At 63.4% G+C, this 15,461-nt stretch carries 12 protein-coding genes and 1 pseudogene; 12 read left to right on the top strand and 1 reads right to left on the bottom strand.

Features of this window, described 5'->3' with window-relative positions; genetic code table 11:
- Positions 1-74: 74 nt before the first annotated feature.
- The gene (locus tag C8K66_RS24105) at positions 75-4,682 is read right to left on the bottom strand and encodes a DUF4329 domain-containing protein (RefSeq protein WP_108526126.1); all 4,608 of its coding nucleotides are present in this window, start codon (positions 4,680-4,682) and stop codon (positions 75-77) included.
- A 476-nt stretch (positions 4,683-5,158) separates the two neighbouring features.
- Between C8K66_RS24105 and urtA the strand changes: the two genes are divergently transcribed.
- The 12 genes and pseudogenes from urtA to ureC all read left to right on the top strand — a co-directional run bounded on the left by urtA (position 5,159) and on the right by ureC (position 15,324).
- Positions 5,159-6,424: an urea ABC transporter substrate-binding protein gene (urtA, locus tag C8K66_RS24100; RefSeq protein ID WP_104904031.1), complete on the top strand. Its 1,266-nt coding sequence runs from the start codon at positions 5,159-5,161 to the stop codon at positions 6,422-6,424.
- Between the two features lie 144 nt (positions 6,425-6,568).
- Complete coding sequence (urtB, locus tag C8K66_RS24095; RefSeq protein ID WP_017849695.1) at positions 6,569-8,071, top strand: urea ABC transporter permease subunit UrtB; 1,503 nt, start codon at positions 6,569-6,571, stop codon at positions 8,069-8,071.
- Entirely contained in the window at positions 8,071-9,150 is a 1,080-nt protein-coding gene (gene urtC / locus C8K66_RS24090) for an urea ABC transporter permease subunit UrtC (RefSeq protein WP_108526124.1), read from the top strand. Before urtB ends, urtC begins: the two co-directional genes overlap by 1 nt.
- The gene (gene urtD / locus C8K66_RS24085) at positions 9,147-9,995 is read left to right on the top strand and encodes an urea ABC transporter ATP-binding protein UrtD (RefSeq protein ID WP_046485662.1); all 849 of its coding nucleotides are present in this window, start codon (positions 9,147-9,149) and stop codon (positions 9,993-9,995) included. Before urtC ends, urtD begins: the two co-directional genes overlap by 4 nt.
- A gap of 24 nt (positions 9,996-10,019) precedes the next feature.
- A pseudogene (locus C8K66_RS31390) lies at positions 10,020-10,106 on the top strand (outer membrane lipoprotein carrier protein LolA); the annotation flags it as partial.
- Positions 10,107-10,128: 22 nt separating this feature from the next.
- Entirely contained in the window at positions 10,129-10,827 is a 699-nt protein-coding gene (urtE, locus tag C8K66_RS24080; RefSeq protein ID WP_046485661.1) for an urea ABC transporter ATP-binding subunit UrtE, read from the top strand.
- A gap of 30 nt (positions 10,828-10,857) precedes the next feature.
- The gene (locus C8K66_RS24075; protein ID WP_102618695.1) at positions 10,858-11,697 is read left to right on the top strand and encodes an urease accessory protein UreD; all 840 of its coding nucleotides are present in this window, start codon (positions 10,858-10,860) and stop codon (positions 11,695-11,697) included.
- A gap of 147 nt (positions 11,698-11,844) precedes the next feature.
- On the top strand, positions 11,845-12,147 hold the full coding sequence (locus tag C8K66_RS24070) for an urease subunit gamma (protein ID WP_010213535.1): 303 nt from the start codon (positions 11,845-11,847) through the stop codon (positions 12,145-12,147).
- Between the two features lie 9 nt (positions 12,148-12,156).
- A complete protein-coding gene (locus C8K66_RS24065; protein WP_108526122.1) occupies positions 12,157-12,669 on the top strand; it encodes a GNAT family N-acetyltransferase in 513 nt (170 codons plus the stop codon).
- Between the two features lie 5 nt (positions 12,670-12,674).
- Positions 12,675-13,208, top strand: a complete 534-nt coding sequence (locus tag C8K66_RS24060) for a GNAT family N-acetyltransferase (RefSeq protein WP_017849701.1) — start codon at positions 12,675-12,677, stop codon at positions 13,206-13,208.
- On the top strand, positions 13,205-13,510 hold the full coding sequence (locus C8K66_RS24055) for an urease subunit beta (RefSeq protein ID WP_017849702.1): 306 nt from the start codon (positions 13,205-13,207) through the stop codon (positions 13,508-13,510). Before C8K66_RS24060 ends, C8K66_RS24055 begins: the two co-directional genes overlap by 4 nt.
- A gap of 113 nt (positions 13,511-13,623) precedes the next feature.
- Positions 13,624-15,324, top strand: coding sequence for an urease subunit alpha (ureC, locus tag C8K66_RS24050; RefSeq protein ID WP_057006066.1), 1,701 nt, complete (start codon positions 13,624-13,626; stop codon positions 15,322-15,324).
- The last annotated feature ends 137 nt before the right edge of the window (positions 15,325-15,461 follow it).

Genomic DNA, 15,461 nt, shown 5'->3' with positions numbered 1-15,461 from the left:
GCCCGGGTGCCGGTCAAGTGCCGCCGGGGACCGGGCGATCCACGGCGGCCGGCTTGGTCAGCGCCGCGCCGTTGTCAGAGTTCGTCTTTGTCCCGGCCGTACAGCACGGCTTGCGGGTCCGGCTCGGCGAGTACGTCCTTGACCTGCCATTCCGCCCCCAGCGCCCCCGGTCGCGTCCAGAAGGTATCGGTTTCCAACACACTCAACGTGCCGGCCGCGCGCAAGCCGCTGACCAGCACGCTGGGCGAAGGCGACGAGTCGACACTCAGCAGTCGCGTCTCGTCCGCCGTGAAACCCGGCACATACTTCAGGAGCGCACCGCCGCGACACGCCAGGTAGACACTCTCGGCGACCGGACGGTTACTGCGGATGATGTCCAGGTACAGGCGCAGATCATTTTTGTCGGCAAAATTGTCCAGCAACCGCTGATCCAGCGCCGATAGATTCAGGCCCAAAGGGATGACTTTGTAAAACGCCTGGAGCGCTTTGATGGTGTAGAAGAACAGCGGATGATCGGGGGTGATATCAAAGCCGAGATGACCGAACCAGAACAGCTGTGAAATCGTGTCCACCAACCACGCACGGTGATCCTCCACCGGCTCAAGCGCCACGAGCCCCCGCGCCTTTGGCGGCGCCAGCACGGCGCCGAGGTATTCGCGGCCCTTGAAGCCGCCCAGCTGTTTTTCGGCCCAGCGCGCGGCGTCGTCGGCATGACCGAACAGCGGCCCGCAAAAGGACAGGAAGTGTGGGTTGTCCTGGGCGGGCCAGGGCGCGGCCTTGGGTTGCCACTGCGCGGTGACGCTTTGTTCCTTGCCCCACACCGTGCTCCTGACACGCACATACAAGTCGCCCTTGGTCGCGAGCCCGCGCACGTAGTCGGCGACGCTGGAGGCGCCTTCGAGCAACTGCGGTCCGAGCGTTCGGGCCTCGCTGCTCAGCGCTTGCCCCTCGTGCTTTCGCAAGGAATACCTCAGCAGCGCGCCGTCGGCGCACAGCAGGTAGAGCGGCAGGGCACCGTTGCCGGCCAGGTTGCTGAGAAAATTGACCGCGCCGGCCAGTACCTGGGGCGAGAAGAAACTCAGCGCCATGTCATCGCTCGCCGGCGCAATCGCCACGGTGGAGGCGCACAGATACAAGCCATCCAGCGTATACCCCTGGGGCAACAGGCCATCGACGAAGACCTGTTCGAAACGCGTGTAATCGGCGCGCACCAGCGGCAAGGTCGTCATGTACAGGTTTTTCCGCGCATCCTTGAGTACATAACCGAACTGCACCTGTGCCTGGGGCGACGACACTCGCTGCACATGACGCACGGCGTCGTAAGCCTGGGTAAAGAGTGGACCGCACGGCGCATCGGCAAACACCTGCTTGATCGCCAGCGCCGCGACCTCGGCCAAGTCCGGCACGAACGGCCCGCTCAACCGTCGCGGGTGGCCCCACAGGCGGTTGCCGTTGACCACCCGCAGATCGCCGGCCTTCGCCACCTGCGTGACGAAGTCGACCGGGAGCAGCGCTCCGCTGCGCAGTTGCCGTTCGACTTCATTGTCGGCCACATCCCCCCTGACCAGGTTCAACGGCGCCAACGTCAGCTTGAGCGCCTCCTCCTCCGCCGACCCCGTCAGTTGATAACGCAGGATGCCCCCCTCGGGGCCAAACACATATTCGCGCTTGATGTGGACTTCACGGAACAGCAGGTTCGACAGCACGCTCGTGGGCAACATGCTCTGGTAGACCGCCTTTTGCGTGGCCGAAAACAGTATCTGTGTCTCTTGCTTGAGCACCGAGCGGTAACGCGCGACGATGATACTTCCCGGCGGGTACAGCCCTTGCGCGATCGCCGGGTCAGGATAAATCCAGTTCAGCGCAAAGCCCTGGGGCGGCACCACCAGCGGATCAGTCGCGACGAACACACCATCGGGCAGCCTGAGCAGGACGCCGCCATAGGTGCGGCGCCGGCCCTCACCGACAACGCCCGCGGCATACCGTGCCGCATCGTCCGGGTTGGCAAACGCGGGCCCCACGCGACGGCGGGTCAGGTGTTCGTAACCCGTCCAGGTGCGCGACACCCGCCCTTGCTGGTCCCAGCATTGGCTGGTACGCACCACGTAAAGCTCGCCGCTGTTGGCCCACTCCCTGACAAAGGTCTGCGTCGTCTTTTCACCGGAGGCCAATGCGCTGGCGGCCTGTTCAAAGGCACTTTCCACCGGCCCGCCGCCGCCCACGCGAAATGGCAGCGCGACGAATCTCAACAGGGCTCCCTCCTGCGTTGAAAAGTACACCGGCAGGTTTCTACCGCCGTTGTACTTCACCCCTCTGCGCTGGCTCTCGTACAGCGCCTCGTACAACACCATCGGCATCACAAAATAGCGGGTCAGCCAGGCACTGGATGGCGACAGCCCGGTCGGTTGCCATTGCTGCGAACGAAACAGCCCGCAGAGCGAAAACCCAGCGGGAAACCGATAGTCATTGTCTTCTGTCGGTGCAAACACGCTGTTGAGATTGAACAGCTTGACCCGTTCATTGACGCCCACCACCTCGGTGGCCAGGTACAACGCCTTGTCCCGGTGCTTGAGGATAAACGCAAAGTACGCCTGCTCCGGCAGGTTGCGCCCATGGACCCGCGCATGCAGATCGCGGGCGGCTTCGTCTGCCGTGCCGAACAGCGCGCCATAGGTCACATAGTCGGGAGCGCCGGTTCTGGGCGCGTACTCGAAAGAGGGCGTCCAGTCTTTGTAGATCGGCGAACGCGGGCCCCATAACACATTGCCTTGGATCACCCGCAAGTCACCCGCCTCAGCCAACCGGGTGACCCACAGCGCGGGTTTGAACAGACCGCTGTCCAAACGTTTTTGCAGCACGCTGCCGGCCGGTTGCGGCGCAGCGCCGGCAGACACCAATGCCTCATGCGTGGAGCCGCTCGGGGTGTACGCCAGCAGGCAGTCCTCGGCAGCCGACATATACGCCGGGCGCCCCGACTGGATCACATCGTAGATTTGGGCGGTGCCAAAAATCTGCAGGTTGATGAGGGCGTCTTCGCGCGTCCAGTTGCGCTGATTGACCCAGCCGGGGTCGACCATCGACAGCGCCGGGTGGGAGCCGTAGCGGCCGTGAATCGCGTAAGCCTCGGGAGGGATCAACGGGCCGGGTAGCTCCGTCGGAAAAAACAGCCTGAGGGCAAACGGGTTGGCGTCGCTGGCCAGGGGCTGGGTGATAAAGAAGCGGCCTTCTTTGTCCTTGAGTACATAGCCGCCGTAGGTTCGCTCACGTCTTGGGCCGATCTGCTCGTGGGCATACACCGCTGCGTCGTGGGCAGAAATAAAGGGCGGGCTCAATACCGCCTGATAGAAACCGTTCAACACCGCCGAACGGTTGTCCAGCGGGCCGACGACACGCCAGAGCAAGCCGGCCTGGACCACTGACACCGACGTCGCGGCAATCACCCGGCGCACATAGTCACGCGGGCTGAGGCTGCCGGCCTTCAGCGCGGCCTGGGCGCCATTGTCACCGAGCACGCCATCGTCGCCGGTGTTGACCAGCGCGCCGGCATCACTGGGCGCTGGCACCTTGAGTTCAAGCAGTGCGTCATCCGAGGTTTCGATGTAAAGGCGCAAACCTCGGCTTTTGTTCTGTATGTCCCGGGTCGCTTCTGACTGCACGATGGCCGCCACCAGCTCCGCAGGGGTCGGGAATGTGGCATACAACCAGGACTCGTTTTCGGGGATGTCCGTTGGCGTGGCTTTAGAGCGGTAGTAGAGGGCTTCGAGCCGAAAGTTGGAGGGCAGCTTCAGTTTGCCGGAGGCTTGCTCGGGGAAGAGCCCGGTGGCAGAGAACAATGCCCTGGGCGCGAGCTCGGGGTAGGTCGCGATGTAACTTTCGCTTTGGGTGTGTTTCAGTACAAACCCGAAGGCATACTCGCCAGCCGCCGACGCCGACAGGGCTAGGGCCGCCATCACGGCCAATTCAGGCTGTGCGAATACCTGGGTGAAAAATGGCTGCTCCTGGGTCACTTGCGTCACGGCGGCATTGACTCTCCAACCCCGCTTCATCTGCCCACGCACGCCTCCCCACTGGCGGTTGGGCACCACTACCCGCAGGTCGCCGGCATCGGCGGTCATCCAGATCAATGACTCCCGATCCGCAGAAGCCGGGAACGGCTCCTCGCCGAGAAGGCGCTTTCTCAGCAGGACCTCCGCCGCCGAACCCGAGGTTGTGTACTTAAGCAGCGAGCCCTCGGGGCCGCACAAATAATGAGCGCGCACCGAGCTGCGGTGCTCAATGATAAAACTCAGGTCCGCAGGCGAAAAAAAACTGATCATCATCGAAGCATGATCATCGCTAATCCCGGGGTTTCTCGCTTTCACCTGCTCCAGGTTCGGCGGGTGAGAATGGTAAAGCGCCTCGCAACTGTAGCCGTTGGGCGCGATGAAGTTGTCGTCGGCATCCGTGGCCAGCAAGATCCGATGATCGAAGGTCAACTGCTGGTCAGCGATTGGCGTCGTGGCGAAGTAGCGGTTGCCTTGTTTAAGAATGGCACCCCCGTATTCCTTGTCGGCCACCGAGTAGTCGATCCGCTCATAAGCCCAACGGGCGGCATCGTCGGCCGACATAAACAACGGGCTGAGCGCCGGAAGGACCGGTATATGTCCAGGGGTTTGTTGCGGCAGTTCCGTAAAGTCATTCATGTTTCACCTCATCGAAGAAAGCGTGCGTCCTGGCAAATAATCGCCGTGACGCACCCCTTCAAAGATGGAGTACACCGCTCGTTCAGAGACGGTAGATAGGTATGACTTATTTAGGCCCTGTACGAAAAGTACTGTCACAAACACCCAATCGCACACGCCAGTGAGGCCATTACTGCATCGCGTTTCGCGAGCATGTCAAAGCGCGCATCGATGCAGTGGCTCTCCCGTGTATTGAATGCAAAGCGCGAATCCCGGAAGACCCAGACAGCAGCGTGGCACCGCATCTCCATGCCCTCTTTCGGGGCTCCCGCCTGCACGACCCTGCGACCGCGAGCCAAAGCGGTGCACCAGGCTTGCCCGCGACACCCAGCGTGACGATTTAAGTGGAGGTTTCGGGCCTTAGGCACAGGCCTTGCTATGCACTCTTCAGCTTCCAACTCTGCCACTAAAAAAATCAAATCCCCGGAGATCGCACCATGAAGCGTCGTAGTTTGCTCAAGGCTTTCACCCTATCGGCATCGATTGTCGCCATGGGCATGACCTGGACTGTGCAGGCCGCCGAGACCATCAAGGTCGGCATCCTGCATTCGTTGTCCGGCACCATGGCCATCTCCGAAACCTCGCTCAAAGACATGGCGCTGATGACCATCGACGAGATCAACGCCAAGGGCGGTGTGAACGGCAAGATGCTGGAACCAGTGGTGGTAGACCCGGCGTCGAACTGGCCGCTGTTCGCGGAAAAAAGCCGGCAGTTGCTGACCCAGGACAAGGTCGCCGTGGTATTCGGCTGCTGGACCTCGGTGTCGCGCAAATCGGTATTGCCGGTGTTCGAAGAACTCAACGGCCTGCTGTTCTACCCGGTGCAATACGAAGGCGAAGAGATGTCGCCGAACGTGTTCTATACCGGTGCAGCACCGAACCAGCAGGCGATCCCGGCGGTGGAATACCTGATGAGCGAAGAAGGCGGCAGCGCCAAGCGCTTCTTCCTGCTGGGCACCGACTACGTGTACCCGCGCACCACCAACAAGATCCTGCGCGCGTTCCTGCATTCCAAAGGCGTCGCGGATAAAGACATCGAAGAGGTCTACACCCCGTTCGGCCACGCCGATTACCAGACCATCGTCGCCAACATCAAGAAATTCTCGGCGGGCGGCAAGACCGCGGTGATCTCCACCGTGAACGGCGACTCCAACGTGCCGTTCTACAAAGAGCTGGCCAACCAGGGCCTCAAAGCCACCGACGTACCGGTGGTGGCGTTCTCGGTGGGCGAAGAAGAACTGCGCGGCATCGACACCAAGCCGCTGGTGGGCAACCTCGCCGCCTGGAACTACTTCCAGTCGGTAGAGAACCCGGTGAACACCAAATTCGTCGCCGACTGGAAAGCCTACGCCAAGAAACACAACCTGCCGGGCGCGGACAAAGCCGTGACCAACGACCCGATGGAAGCCACCTACGTGGGCATTCATATGTGGGCGCAGGCGGCGGAGAAGGCCAAGTCCACCGACGTCGACAAAGTGCGTGAAGCCCTCGCCGGCCAGACCTTCGCCGCGCCGTCGGGTTTCACCCTGACCATGGACAAGACCAACCACCACCTGCACAAGCCGGTGATGATCGGTGAGATCCAGGCCGACGGGCAGTTCTCGGTGGTGTGGCAGACCCAGGAACCGATCCGCGCACAGCCATGGAGCCCGTACATTCCCGGCAACGACAAAAAACCTGATTACGCCGTGAAAAGTAACTAAGCCCCAGCGCAGATCGACATGTGGGAGGGGGCTTGCCCCCGATAGCGGTGGATCAGTCAGCACATGCATTGCCTGACCCACCGCTATCGGGAGCAAGCTCCCTCCCACATAAAGCCGACCCGTGCATGCTCAGGACATTTTGTTATGCCCACTGCCCTCTACCGCTTGATCCTCACGGCCCTACTGTTGCTGCCTGTTGGCGCACACGCCGGCGACGCCGAAGACTTCCTCGCCGCCAACCCGACGCAACAAGCCAAACTGCTGCAGGACTGGGCCGCCCAGCCCGACCCGGCGCGCATCGAGCTGGTGGACGCGCTGCAACAAGGCCAACTGACGGTCAACGGTGAAACCAAGACCGTGCGCCTGAACAACCGCCTGCGCGGTCTGATCGACAACGTACAGGCCAGCCTGCAACTGCTCGCCGCCGACCCCAAGGTACGCCTGGCCGCCGCGCAGACCCTGCAAAAAACCGCACAACCGGCGCAGCTCAAATTCCTCGACCAGCGTGTCGCCGCCGAAACCGTCGAGGAGGTACACAGCGCCCTCAGCCTGGCCCTGGCCAACCTGCAACTGGTGGACAGCGACCCGCTGGTGCGTTTGGCCGCCGTGCGTCTGCTCGGCAGCACCGGCGACCCGCTGGCGCGCACACGCCTGGAAACCTTGCTCGCCCCCGGCGTGGAAACCGACGCCGCCGTGCATACCGCCGCCGAGACCAGCCTGGCCCAGGTCAAGCGCAAACTGATGCTGGGCGAGCTGCTCGGCCAGGCCTTCAGCGGCATGTCCCTGGGCTCGATCCTGCTGCTCGCGGCCCTGGGCCTGGCGATCACGTTCGGCCTGCTGGGTGTGATCAACATGGCCCACGGCGAGATGCTGATGCTCGGCGCTTATTCCACCTATGTGGTGCAGTTGCTGATGCAGCGCTACGTGCCGCACGCCATCGAGTTCTACCCGCTGATCGCACTGCCAGTGGCGTTTTTCGTCACCGCCGCCATCGGCATGGCCCTGGAGCGCACGGTGATTCGTCACCTGTACGGCCGCCCCCTGGAAACCCTGCTCGCCACCTGGGGCATCAGCCTGATGCTGATCCAACTGGTGCGCCTGGTGTTCGGCGCGCAGAACGTCGAAGTGGCCAACCCCGCGTGGCTGTCCGGCGGCATTCAAGTGCTGCCCAACCTGGTGTTGCCGTACAACCGCATCGTGATCATCGCCTTCGCCCTGTGCGTGGTGGTGCTGACGTGGCTGCTGCTCAACAAGACGCGCCTGGGCCTCAACGTGCGCGCCGTCACCCAGAACCGCAACATGGCCGCCTGCTGCGGCGTGCCCACCGGGCGCGTGGACATGCTCGCCTTTGGCCTGGGCTCCGGCATCGCCGGGCTCGGCGGTGTGGCGCTGAGCCAGATCGGCAACGTCGGCCCCGACCTGGGCCAGAGCTACATCATCGACTCCTTCCTGGTCGTCGTGCTCGGCGGTGTCGGCCAATTGGCCGGTAGCGTGATGGCCGCGTTCGGCCTGGGGATCGCCAACAAGATCCTCGAACCACAGATCGGCGCCGTGCTCGGCAAGATCCTGATCCTTGCGCTGATCATTCTGTTTATCCAGAAACGCCCGCAAGGCCTCTTCGCACTGAAAGGACGGGTGATCGACTGATGAACCAGCCATTGATGCTCACGGCCACGCAAAAGGCCGGCCCCAAGCTGACGATTGCCGTCGGCGCGCTGATCCTCGGCGTGCTGCTGGCGCTGCCGTTGCTGTCGCTGCTGCCAGCGGACAACGCGCTGCATGTCTCGGCCTACACCCTGACGCTGGTGGGCAAGATCCTCTGCTACGCCATCGTCGCCCTCGCGCTCGACCTGGTGTGGGGTTACGCCGGGATGCTGTCCCGCGGCCACGGCCTGTTCTTCGCCCTCGGCGGTTATGCCATGGGCATGTACCTGATGCGCCAGGCCTCCGGCGACGAGTTGCCGGCGTTCATGACCTTTTTGTCGTGGACCGAATTGCCCTGGTACTGGGTCGGCACCGAGCACTTCCTCTGGGCGCTGTGCCTGGTGGTGCTGGCGCCGGGGTTGCTGGCGCTGGTGTTCGGCTTCTTCGCCTTCCGCTCGCGGATCAAGGGCGTGTATTTCTCGATCATGACCCAGGCGCTGACCTTCGCCGGGATGCTGTTGTTCTTTCGCAACGAGACCGGCTTCGGCGGCAATAACGGCTTCACCAACTTCCGCAGCATCCTCGGCTTCGGCATCACCGAACCGGGCACGCGCGCGGTGTTGTTTGCCGCCACCGTGCTGTTGCTGGTGAGCAGCCTGTACATCGGCTGGCGCCTGGCCCGCAGCAAGTTCGGCCGGGTACTGACTGCCCTGCGCGATGCCGAGAACCGCCTGATGTTCTGCGGCTACGACCCGCGTGGTTTCAAGCTGTTCGTGTGGGTGTTGAGCGCGGTGCTGTGCGGCCTGGCGGGAGCGTTGTACGTGCCGCAGGTGGGCATCATCAACCCCAGCGAAATGTCACCGACCAATTCCATCGAAGCCGCCGTGTGGGTGGCCCTGGGTGGGCGCGGCACCTTGATCGGGCCGCTGCTCGGCGCCGGGGTGGTCAACGGCATGAAGAGCTGGTTCACCGTGGCGTTCCCGGAGTACTGGCTGTTCTTCCTGGGGGCGTTGTTCATCATCGTCACCCTGTATTTGCCCAAGGGTGTGATCGGCCTGTTGAAGAAACGGGGTGAACAATGAGAGTGACTGCGACGGCGGAATTTATGCTCGAACCTATTCTCGACACCGGCAACGGCCGCGATGCGATCGGCATCGGCCAGGCCGCCGGCACGGGCCTCGATACGCGCCACGGCACGATCCTGACCCTGGAAGACATCAGCGTCAGCTTCGACGGTTTCAAGGCACTCAACGCCTTGAACCTCTACATCGGCGTCGGCGAACTGCGCTGCATCATCGGCCCCAACGGCGCCGGCAAAACCACGCTGATGGACGTGATCACCGGCAAGACCCGGCCCAGCCACGGCAACGCCTGGTTCGGCGAAACCCTCGACCTGACTGCGATGAGCGAAGTGCAGATCGCCCAGGCCGGCATTGGCCGCAAGTTCCAGAAACCCACGGTGTTCGAAGCCTTGAGCGTGTTCGAAAACCTGGAGCTGGCGCAGAAGACCGACAAGTCGGTGTGGGCCAGCCTGCGCGCACGCCTGAGCGGGGAACAGAAGGACCGCATCGATGAAGTGCTCGACACCATCCGCCTCACCGCCTCGGTGCATCGCCCGGCTGGCCTGCTGTCCCACGGCCAGAAACAGTTCCTGGAAATCGGCATGCTGCTGATGCAAGACCCGCAACTGTTGCTGCTCGACGAACCGGTGGCGGGCATGACCGACGCCGAAACCGAATTCACCGCCGAACTGTTCAAGCGCCTGGCGGGCAAGCACTCGCTGATGGTGGTGGAGCACGACATGGGGTTTGTCGGTTCGATTGCCGACCACGTGACCGTGTTGCACCAGGGCAGCGTGCTGGCTGAAGGGTCGCTGGAACAGGTGCAGGAAAACGAGCGCGTGATCGAGGTATACCTCGGGCGCTGAGTTCGCTTTTCTGTAGGAGCGAGCTTGCTCGCAAAAATCGTTAACGATAACGCGGGCAGCCTGAATGCACGCGGCGCCCTCAGGTTTTTCGCGAGCAAGCTCGCTCCTACAGGGAATTGAGGAGGTTTTGAGAATGCTGCAAGTCGACAAGTTGCACCAGTATTACGGCGGTAGCCACATCCTGCGCGGGCTTTCATTCGAGGTGCAGATCGGCGAAGTCACCTGCCTGCTCGGCCGTAACGGCGTGGGCAAGACCACCCTGCTCAAGTGCCTGATGGGCCTGCTGCCCGCCAAAGAGGGCGCGGTGAACTGGGAAGGCAAGGCCATCACCGGTTTCAAGCCACACCAGCGCGTTCACGCCGGGATCGCCTACGTGCCCCAGGGCCGCGAGATTTTCGGGCGGCTGACCGTGGAAGAAAACCTGCTGATGGGCCTGTCGCGCTTTCCCGGCGCCGAGGCCAGGGAAGTGCCGGGGTTTATCTACGAACTGTTCCCGGTGCTGCTGCAAATGAAGCACCGCCGCGGGGGCGATTTGTCCGGCGGCCAGCAACAGCAACTGGCGATCGGCCGCGCCCTGGCCAGCCGGCCGCGCCTGTTGATTCTCGATGAGCCGACCGAAGGTATCCAGCCGTCGGTGATCAAGGAGATCGCGGCGGTGATCAAAAAGCTTGCGGCCCGTGGCGACATGGCGATCCTGTTGGTGGAGCAGTTCTACGACTTTGCCGCCGAACTGGCCGACCAATACCTGGTGATGTCACGCGGGGAAATCGTCCAGCAAGGCCGCGGCGAAAATATGGAACGCGACGGTGTGCGCGGTCTCGTAACCATCTAATCTGTAGCGTCCTAACGATAAGCACACGCCATGAACCTGCCCGTTTCCACTGCCCTGTTCACCCCCAGCTGGCACGCCGAGCTGGAACTCGGCTACGCGCGTTTCGGCGCCACCACGCGCCCGGTGATGCGCCGCCACCTCGGCCCGCTGCGCGTGCAGAAACACCTGTACGCCGAAGGCCCCGAGGTGTGCCAGCACATCATCGTGCATCCGCCCGGTGGCATAGCCGGCGGCGACCGCCTGGACATCCGCGCCCACGTCGCCGCGGGCGCCTGGGCGCAATTGACCAGCCCTGGCGCGGCCAAGTGGTACCGCGCCAGCGGCCCGGCGTTTCAGCAACTGGAGCTGAGCGTCGAGGCCGGCGCCACCCTGGAATGGCTGCCTCAGGAAACCATCGTGTTCAGCGCCGCCCAGGCCGAACTCAGCACACGCATCGCGCTGCACGGCGATGCGCGGCTGTTGTACTGGGACGTGGTCGCCCTGGGCCGCCCGGCCAGCGGCGAGCGCTTCGACCTCGGGCACTTTCAATCGCACCTGGATATCCGCCGCGACGGCCAGTTGCTCTGGCACGAACGCCAGCGCATTGTGGGCGACGATGGCTTGCTCGACTCACCGATCGGCCTGGACGGACAACCGGTATTCGCCACCTTGTTGCTGACCGGTGATATCGAGCCTGAATTACTCGAACACTGCCGCGCCCTGCCCCACGCGGTGCGCGGCGACCTGACCCAACTGCCCGGCTTGCTGGTCGCCCGCTGCCTGGCCAGCGAGGCGCTGCTGGCGCGGGGCTGGTTGATTGATTTATGGCGGCTGTTGCGCCCGGCGGTGCTGGGCCGAGAGGCCGTGGCACCGCGAATCTGGAGCACATGAAGATCAACATGTGGGAGGGGGCTTGCCCCCGATGGCGGTGGGTCAGTTACAGATGCATGGCCTGACACTCTGCTATCGGGGGCAAGCCCCCTCCCACACTTGATCTCCATTGTATTTAAGAATGCATTTTATGAAGGACCTTGAACCATGGACCTGACCCCACGGGAAAAAGACAAACTGCTGATCTTCACCGCAGGCCTCGTCGCCGAACGGCGCCTGGCGCGCGGTGTGAAGCTCAACTACCCGGAAACCATCGCCTACATCTCCGCCGCGCTGATGGAAGGCGCCCGCGACGGCCGTACCGTGGCCGACCTGATGCACTTTGGCACCACCCTGCTCAGCCGCGAGCAGGTGATGGAAGGCATCCCGGAGATGATCCCGGATATCCAGGTGGAAGCCACCTTCCCCGATGGCACCAAACTGGTGACCGTCCACCAACCCATCGCGTGAGGCCCAGCCATGATTCGTGATGCAACCGAGCAAGACCTGCCAGCGATCCGCGACATCTACAACGACGCGGTGCTGAACACCACGGCGATCTGGAACGAGCAACTGGTGGACCTGGCGAACCGCCAGGCCTGGTTCACTGCGCGCCAGGCGCAGCGCTACCCGATTCTGGTCGCCGTCGACAACGACGAAGTGACGGGCTACGCCTCGTTCGGCGACTGGCGCCCCTTCGAAGGCTATCGCTACAGCGTCGAGCACTCGGTGTACGTGCGCAACGATCAGCGCGGCAAAGGCCTCGGCCCACGCCTGATGCAAACCCTGATCGAACGCGCGCGCACCGGCGGCAAACATGTGATGGTCGCCGCCATTGAAAGCGGCAACCAGGCCTCGCTCCGCCTGCATGAGCGCCTGGGTTTCAGCACCACCGGGCAGATGCCGCAAGTGGGCATCAAATTCGGCCGCTGGCTCGATCTGACCTTTATGCAACTGACCTTGAATCCGGGCGCCGAACCGCCCCAGGAGTGAGATCGATGAACGCCGCGCAACTGCGTCGAGTCAATGCTGAAAGTTTTGCCCACTATCGCCAGGGCTTGATCGAGCTGTTGCTGGATGCGGTCAGGCACGGCGCGTCGATCGGCTTCATGGCCGACTTCGATGAGGCCCAGGCGCGTGCGTATTTGCACGGCGTGCAAGCGAGCATCGAAGACGCCAGCCTGTTGCTGTGGGTGGTGGTGCGCGACGAGCGGGTGATCGCCAGCGTGCAACTGGCGCTGTGCCAGAAAGCCAACGGTCTGAACCGCGCCGAAGTGCAAAAACTGCTGGTCCACAGCAGCGCCCGCCGCCATGGCCTGGGCCACCAGTTGATGCACGCCCTGGAACTCGCCGCGCGCCAACACAAGCGCGGCCTGCTGTACCTGGACACCGAAGCCGGCTCCGAGGCCGAAGCCTTCTACCAGGCGCTGCGCTACACCAAGGTCGGTGAACTGCCCGATTACTGCCAAAGCCCGGACGGGCGCTACAGCCCGACCGCCATCTACTACAAGACCCTGGGGCAACCTGCATGATTCCTGGTGAATTTCAGATCCAGCCTGGCGACATCGAACTCAACGTCGGCCGCCGCACCGTCAGCCTGAGCGTGGCCAACAGCGGCGACCGGCCGATCCAGGTGGGCTCGCACTATCACTTTTTCGAGACCAATGACGCGCTGACCTTCGACCGCGCATTGAGCCGCGGCATGCGCCTGAATATCCCGGCGGGCACCGCGGTGCGCTTCGAGCCGGGGCAGAGCCGTGAGGTCGAGTTGGTCGACTTCGGCGGTGGGCGGCGGGTGTTCGGGTTTGCCGGGCGGATCATGGGCGACCTTTAGGGCCTCATCGGGGGCAAGCCCCCTCCCACAGTTGGAATGCATTCCCATGTGGGAGGGGGCTTGCCCCCGATAGCGATTTCACATTCAACACATTTTTCTCAGGGCTCACACACATGAAAATCAGCCGCCAAGCCTACGCCGACATGTACGGCCCCACCGTCGGCGACAAGGTCCGCCTGGCCGACACCGAGTTGTTCGTCGAAGTGGAGCAGGACTTCACCGTCTATGGCGAAGAGGTCAAATTCGGCGGCGGCAAGGTCATCCGCGATGGCCAGGGCCAGAGCCAATTGCTCGCCCATGAAGTGGTCGACACGTTGATCACCAACGCGCTGATCATCGACCACTGGGGCATCGTCAAGGCCGACGTCGGCCTCAAGAACGGCCGCATCCACGCCATCGGCAAGGCCGGCAACCCGGATATCCAGCCCGGCGTGACCATGGCCATCGGCGCCAGCACCGAAGTGATCGCCGGTGAAGGCATGATCCTCACCGCCGGCGGCATCGACAGCCACGTGCATTTCATCTGCCCGCAGCAGATCGAAGAAGCGCTGACCAGCGGCGTCACCACCCTGATCGGCGGCGGCACCGGCCCGGCCACCGGCACTAACGCGACCACCTGCACCTCCGGCCCGTGGCACCTGGCGCGCATGCTGCAGGCCAGCGACTCGTTCCCGATGAACATCGGTTTCACCGGCAAGGGCAACGCCAGCCTGCCGGAGCCGCTGATCGAGCAGGTCAAGGCCGGCGCCATCGGTTTGAAGCTGCATGAAGACTGGGGCACCACGCCCGCGAGCATCGACAACTGCCTGAACGTCGCCGACCAATACGATGTGCAGGTGGCGATTCACAGCGACACCCTCAACGAGTCCGGCTTCGTCGAAACCACGCTGGCCGCGCTCAAGGGCCGCACCATCCACACCTACCACACCGAAGGCGCCGGCGGCGGCCACGCACCGGACATCATCAAGGCCTGCGGCTTCCCCAACGTGCTGCCCAGCTCGACCAACCCGACGCGGCCGTTCACGCGCAACACCATCGACGAGCACCTGGACATGTTGATGGTCTGCCATCACCTCGACCCGAGCATCGCCGAAGACGTGGCCTTCGCCGAAAGCCGCATCCGCCGCGAGACCATCGCCGCCGAAGACATCCTGCACGACCTCGGCGCGTTCTCGATGATCAGCTCCGACAGCCAGGCCATGGGCCGCGTCGGCGAAGTGATCACGCGCACCTGGCAAACCGCCGACAAGATGAAAAAACAACGCGGCGCCCTGCCCGGCGACGGCCCCGGCAACGACAACTTCCGGGCCAAGCGCTACATCGCCAAGTACACCATCAACCCGGCGATCACCCATGGCATCAGCCATATCGTCGGCTCCATCGAAGTCGGCAAATGGGCTGATCTGGTGCTGTGGCGGCCGGCGTTCTTCGGCATCAAGCCGACGCTGATCCTCAAGGGCGGCGCGATTGCCTCAAGCCTGATGGGCGATGCCAACGCCTCGATTCCCACGCCGCAGCCGGTCCACTACCGGCCGATGTTCGCCAGCTTCGGCAGCGCCCTGCACGCCACCAGCCTGACCTTTATCAGCCAGGCCGCCGCGGACGCCGGCTTGCCGCAAGCCTTGGGCCTGAAGAAGCAGATCGCAGTGGTCAAGGGCTGCCGCGACGTGCAGAAAACCGACCTGATCCACAACGACTACCTGCCGCACATCGAGGTGGACCCGCAGACGTATCAGGTCAAGGCCGACGGCGTGTTGCTGTGGTGTGAGCCGGCGGATGTGCTGCCGATGGCGCAGCGCTACTTTCTGTTCTGACGCGCCCTACGCCACGCTGGCGCGGCGCCCCATCGCCCGGAGGGAACGGGGCTTGAGCGTGGGCCATGAATAGCGCCTCATTGTGAAAATGAGCAGCTTATTCATGGCCCCCACGGGCCTGGGCCTAACTCTGCAAG

The sequence above is a fragment of the Pseudomonas sp. GV105 genome (genome assembly GCF_003058185.1).
In the GTDB taxonomy this organism is placed as follows: Bacteria; Pseudomonadota; Gammaproteobacteria; order Pseudomonadales; family Pseudomonadaceae; genus Aquipseudomonas; species Aquipseudomonas veronii.
The sequence above is the reverse complement of the archived record's forward strand: the minus strand, read 5'-3'. Positions and strand labels throughout refer to the sequence as shown.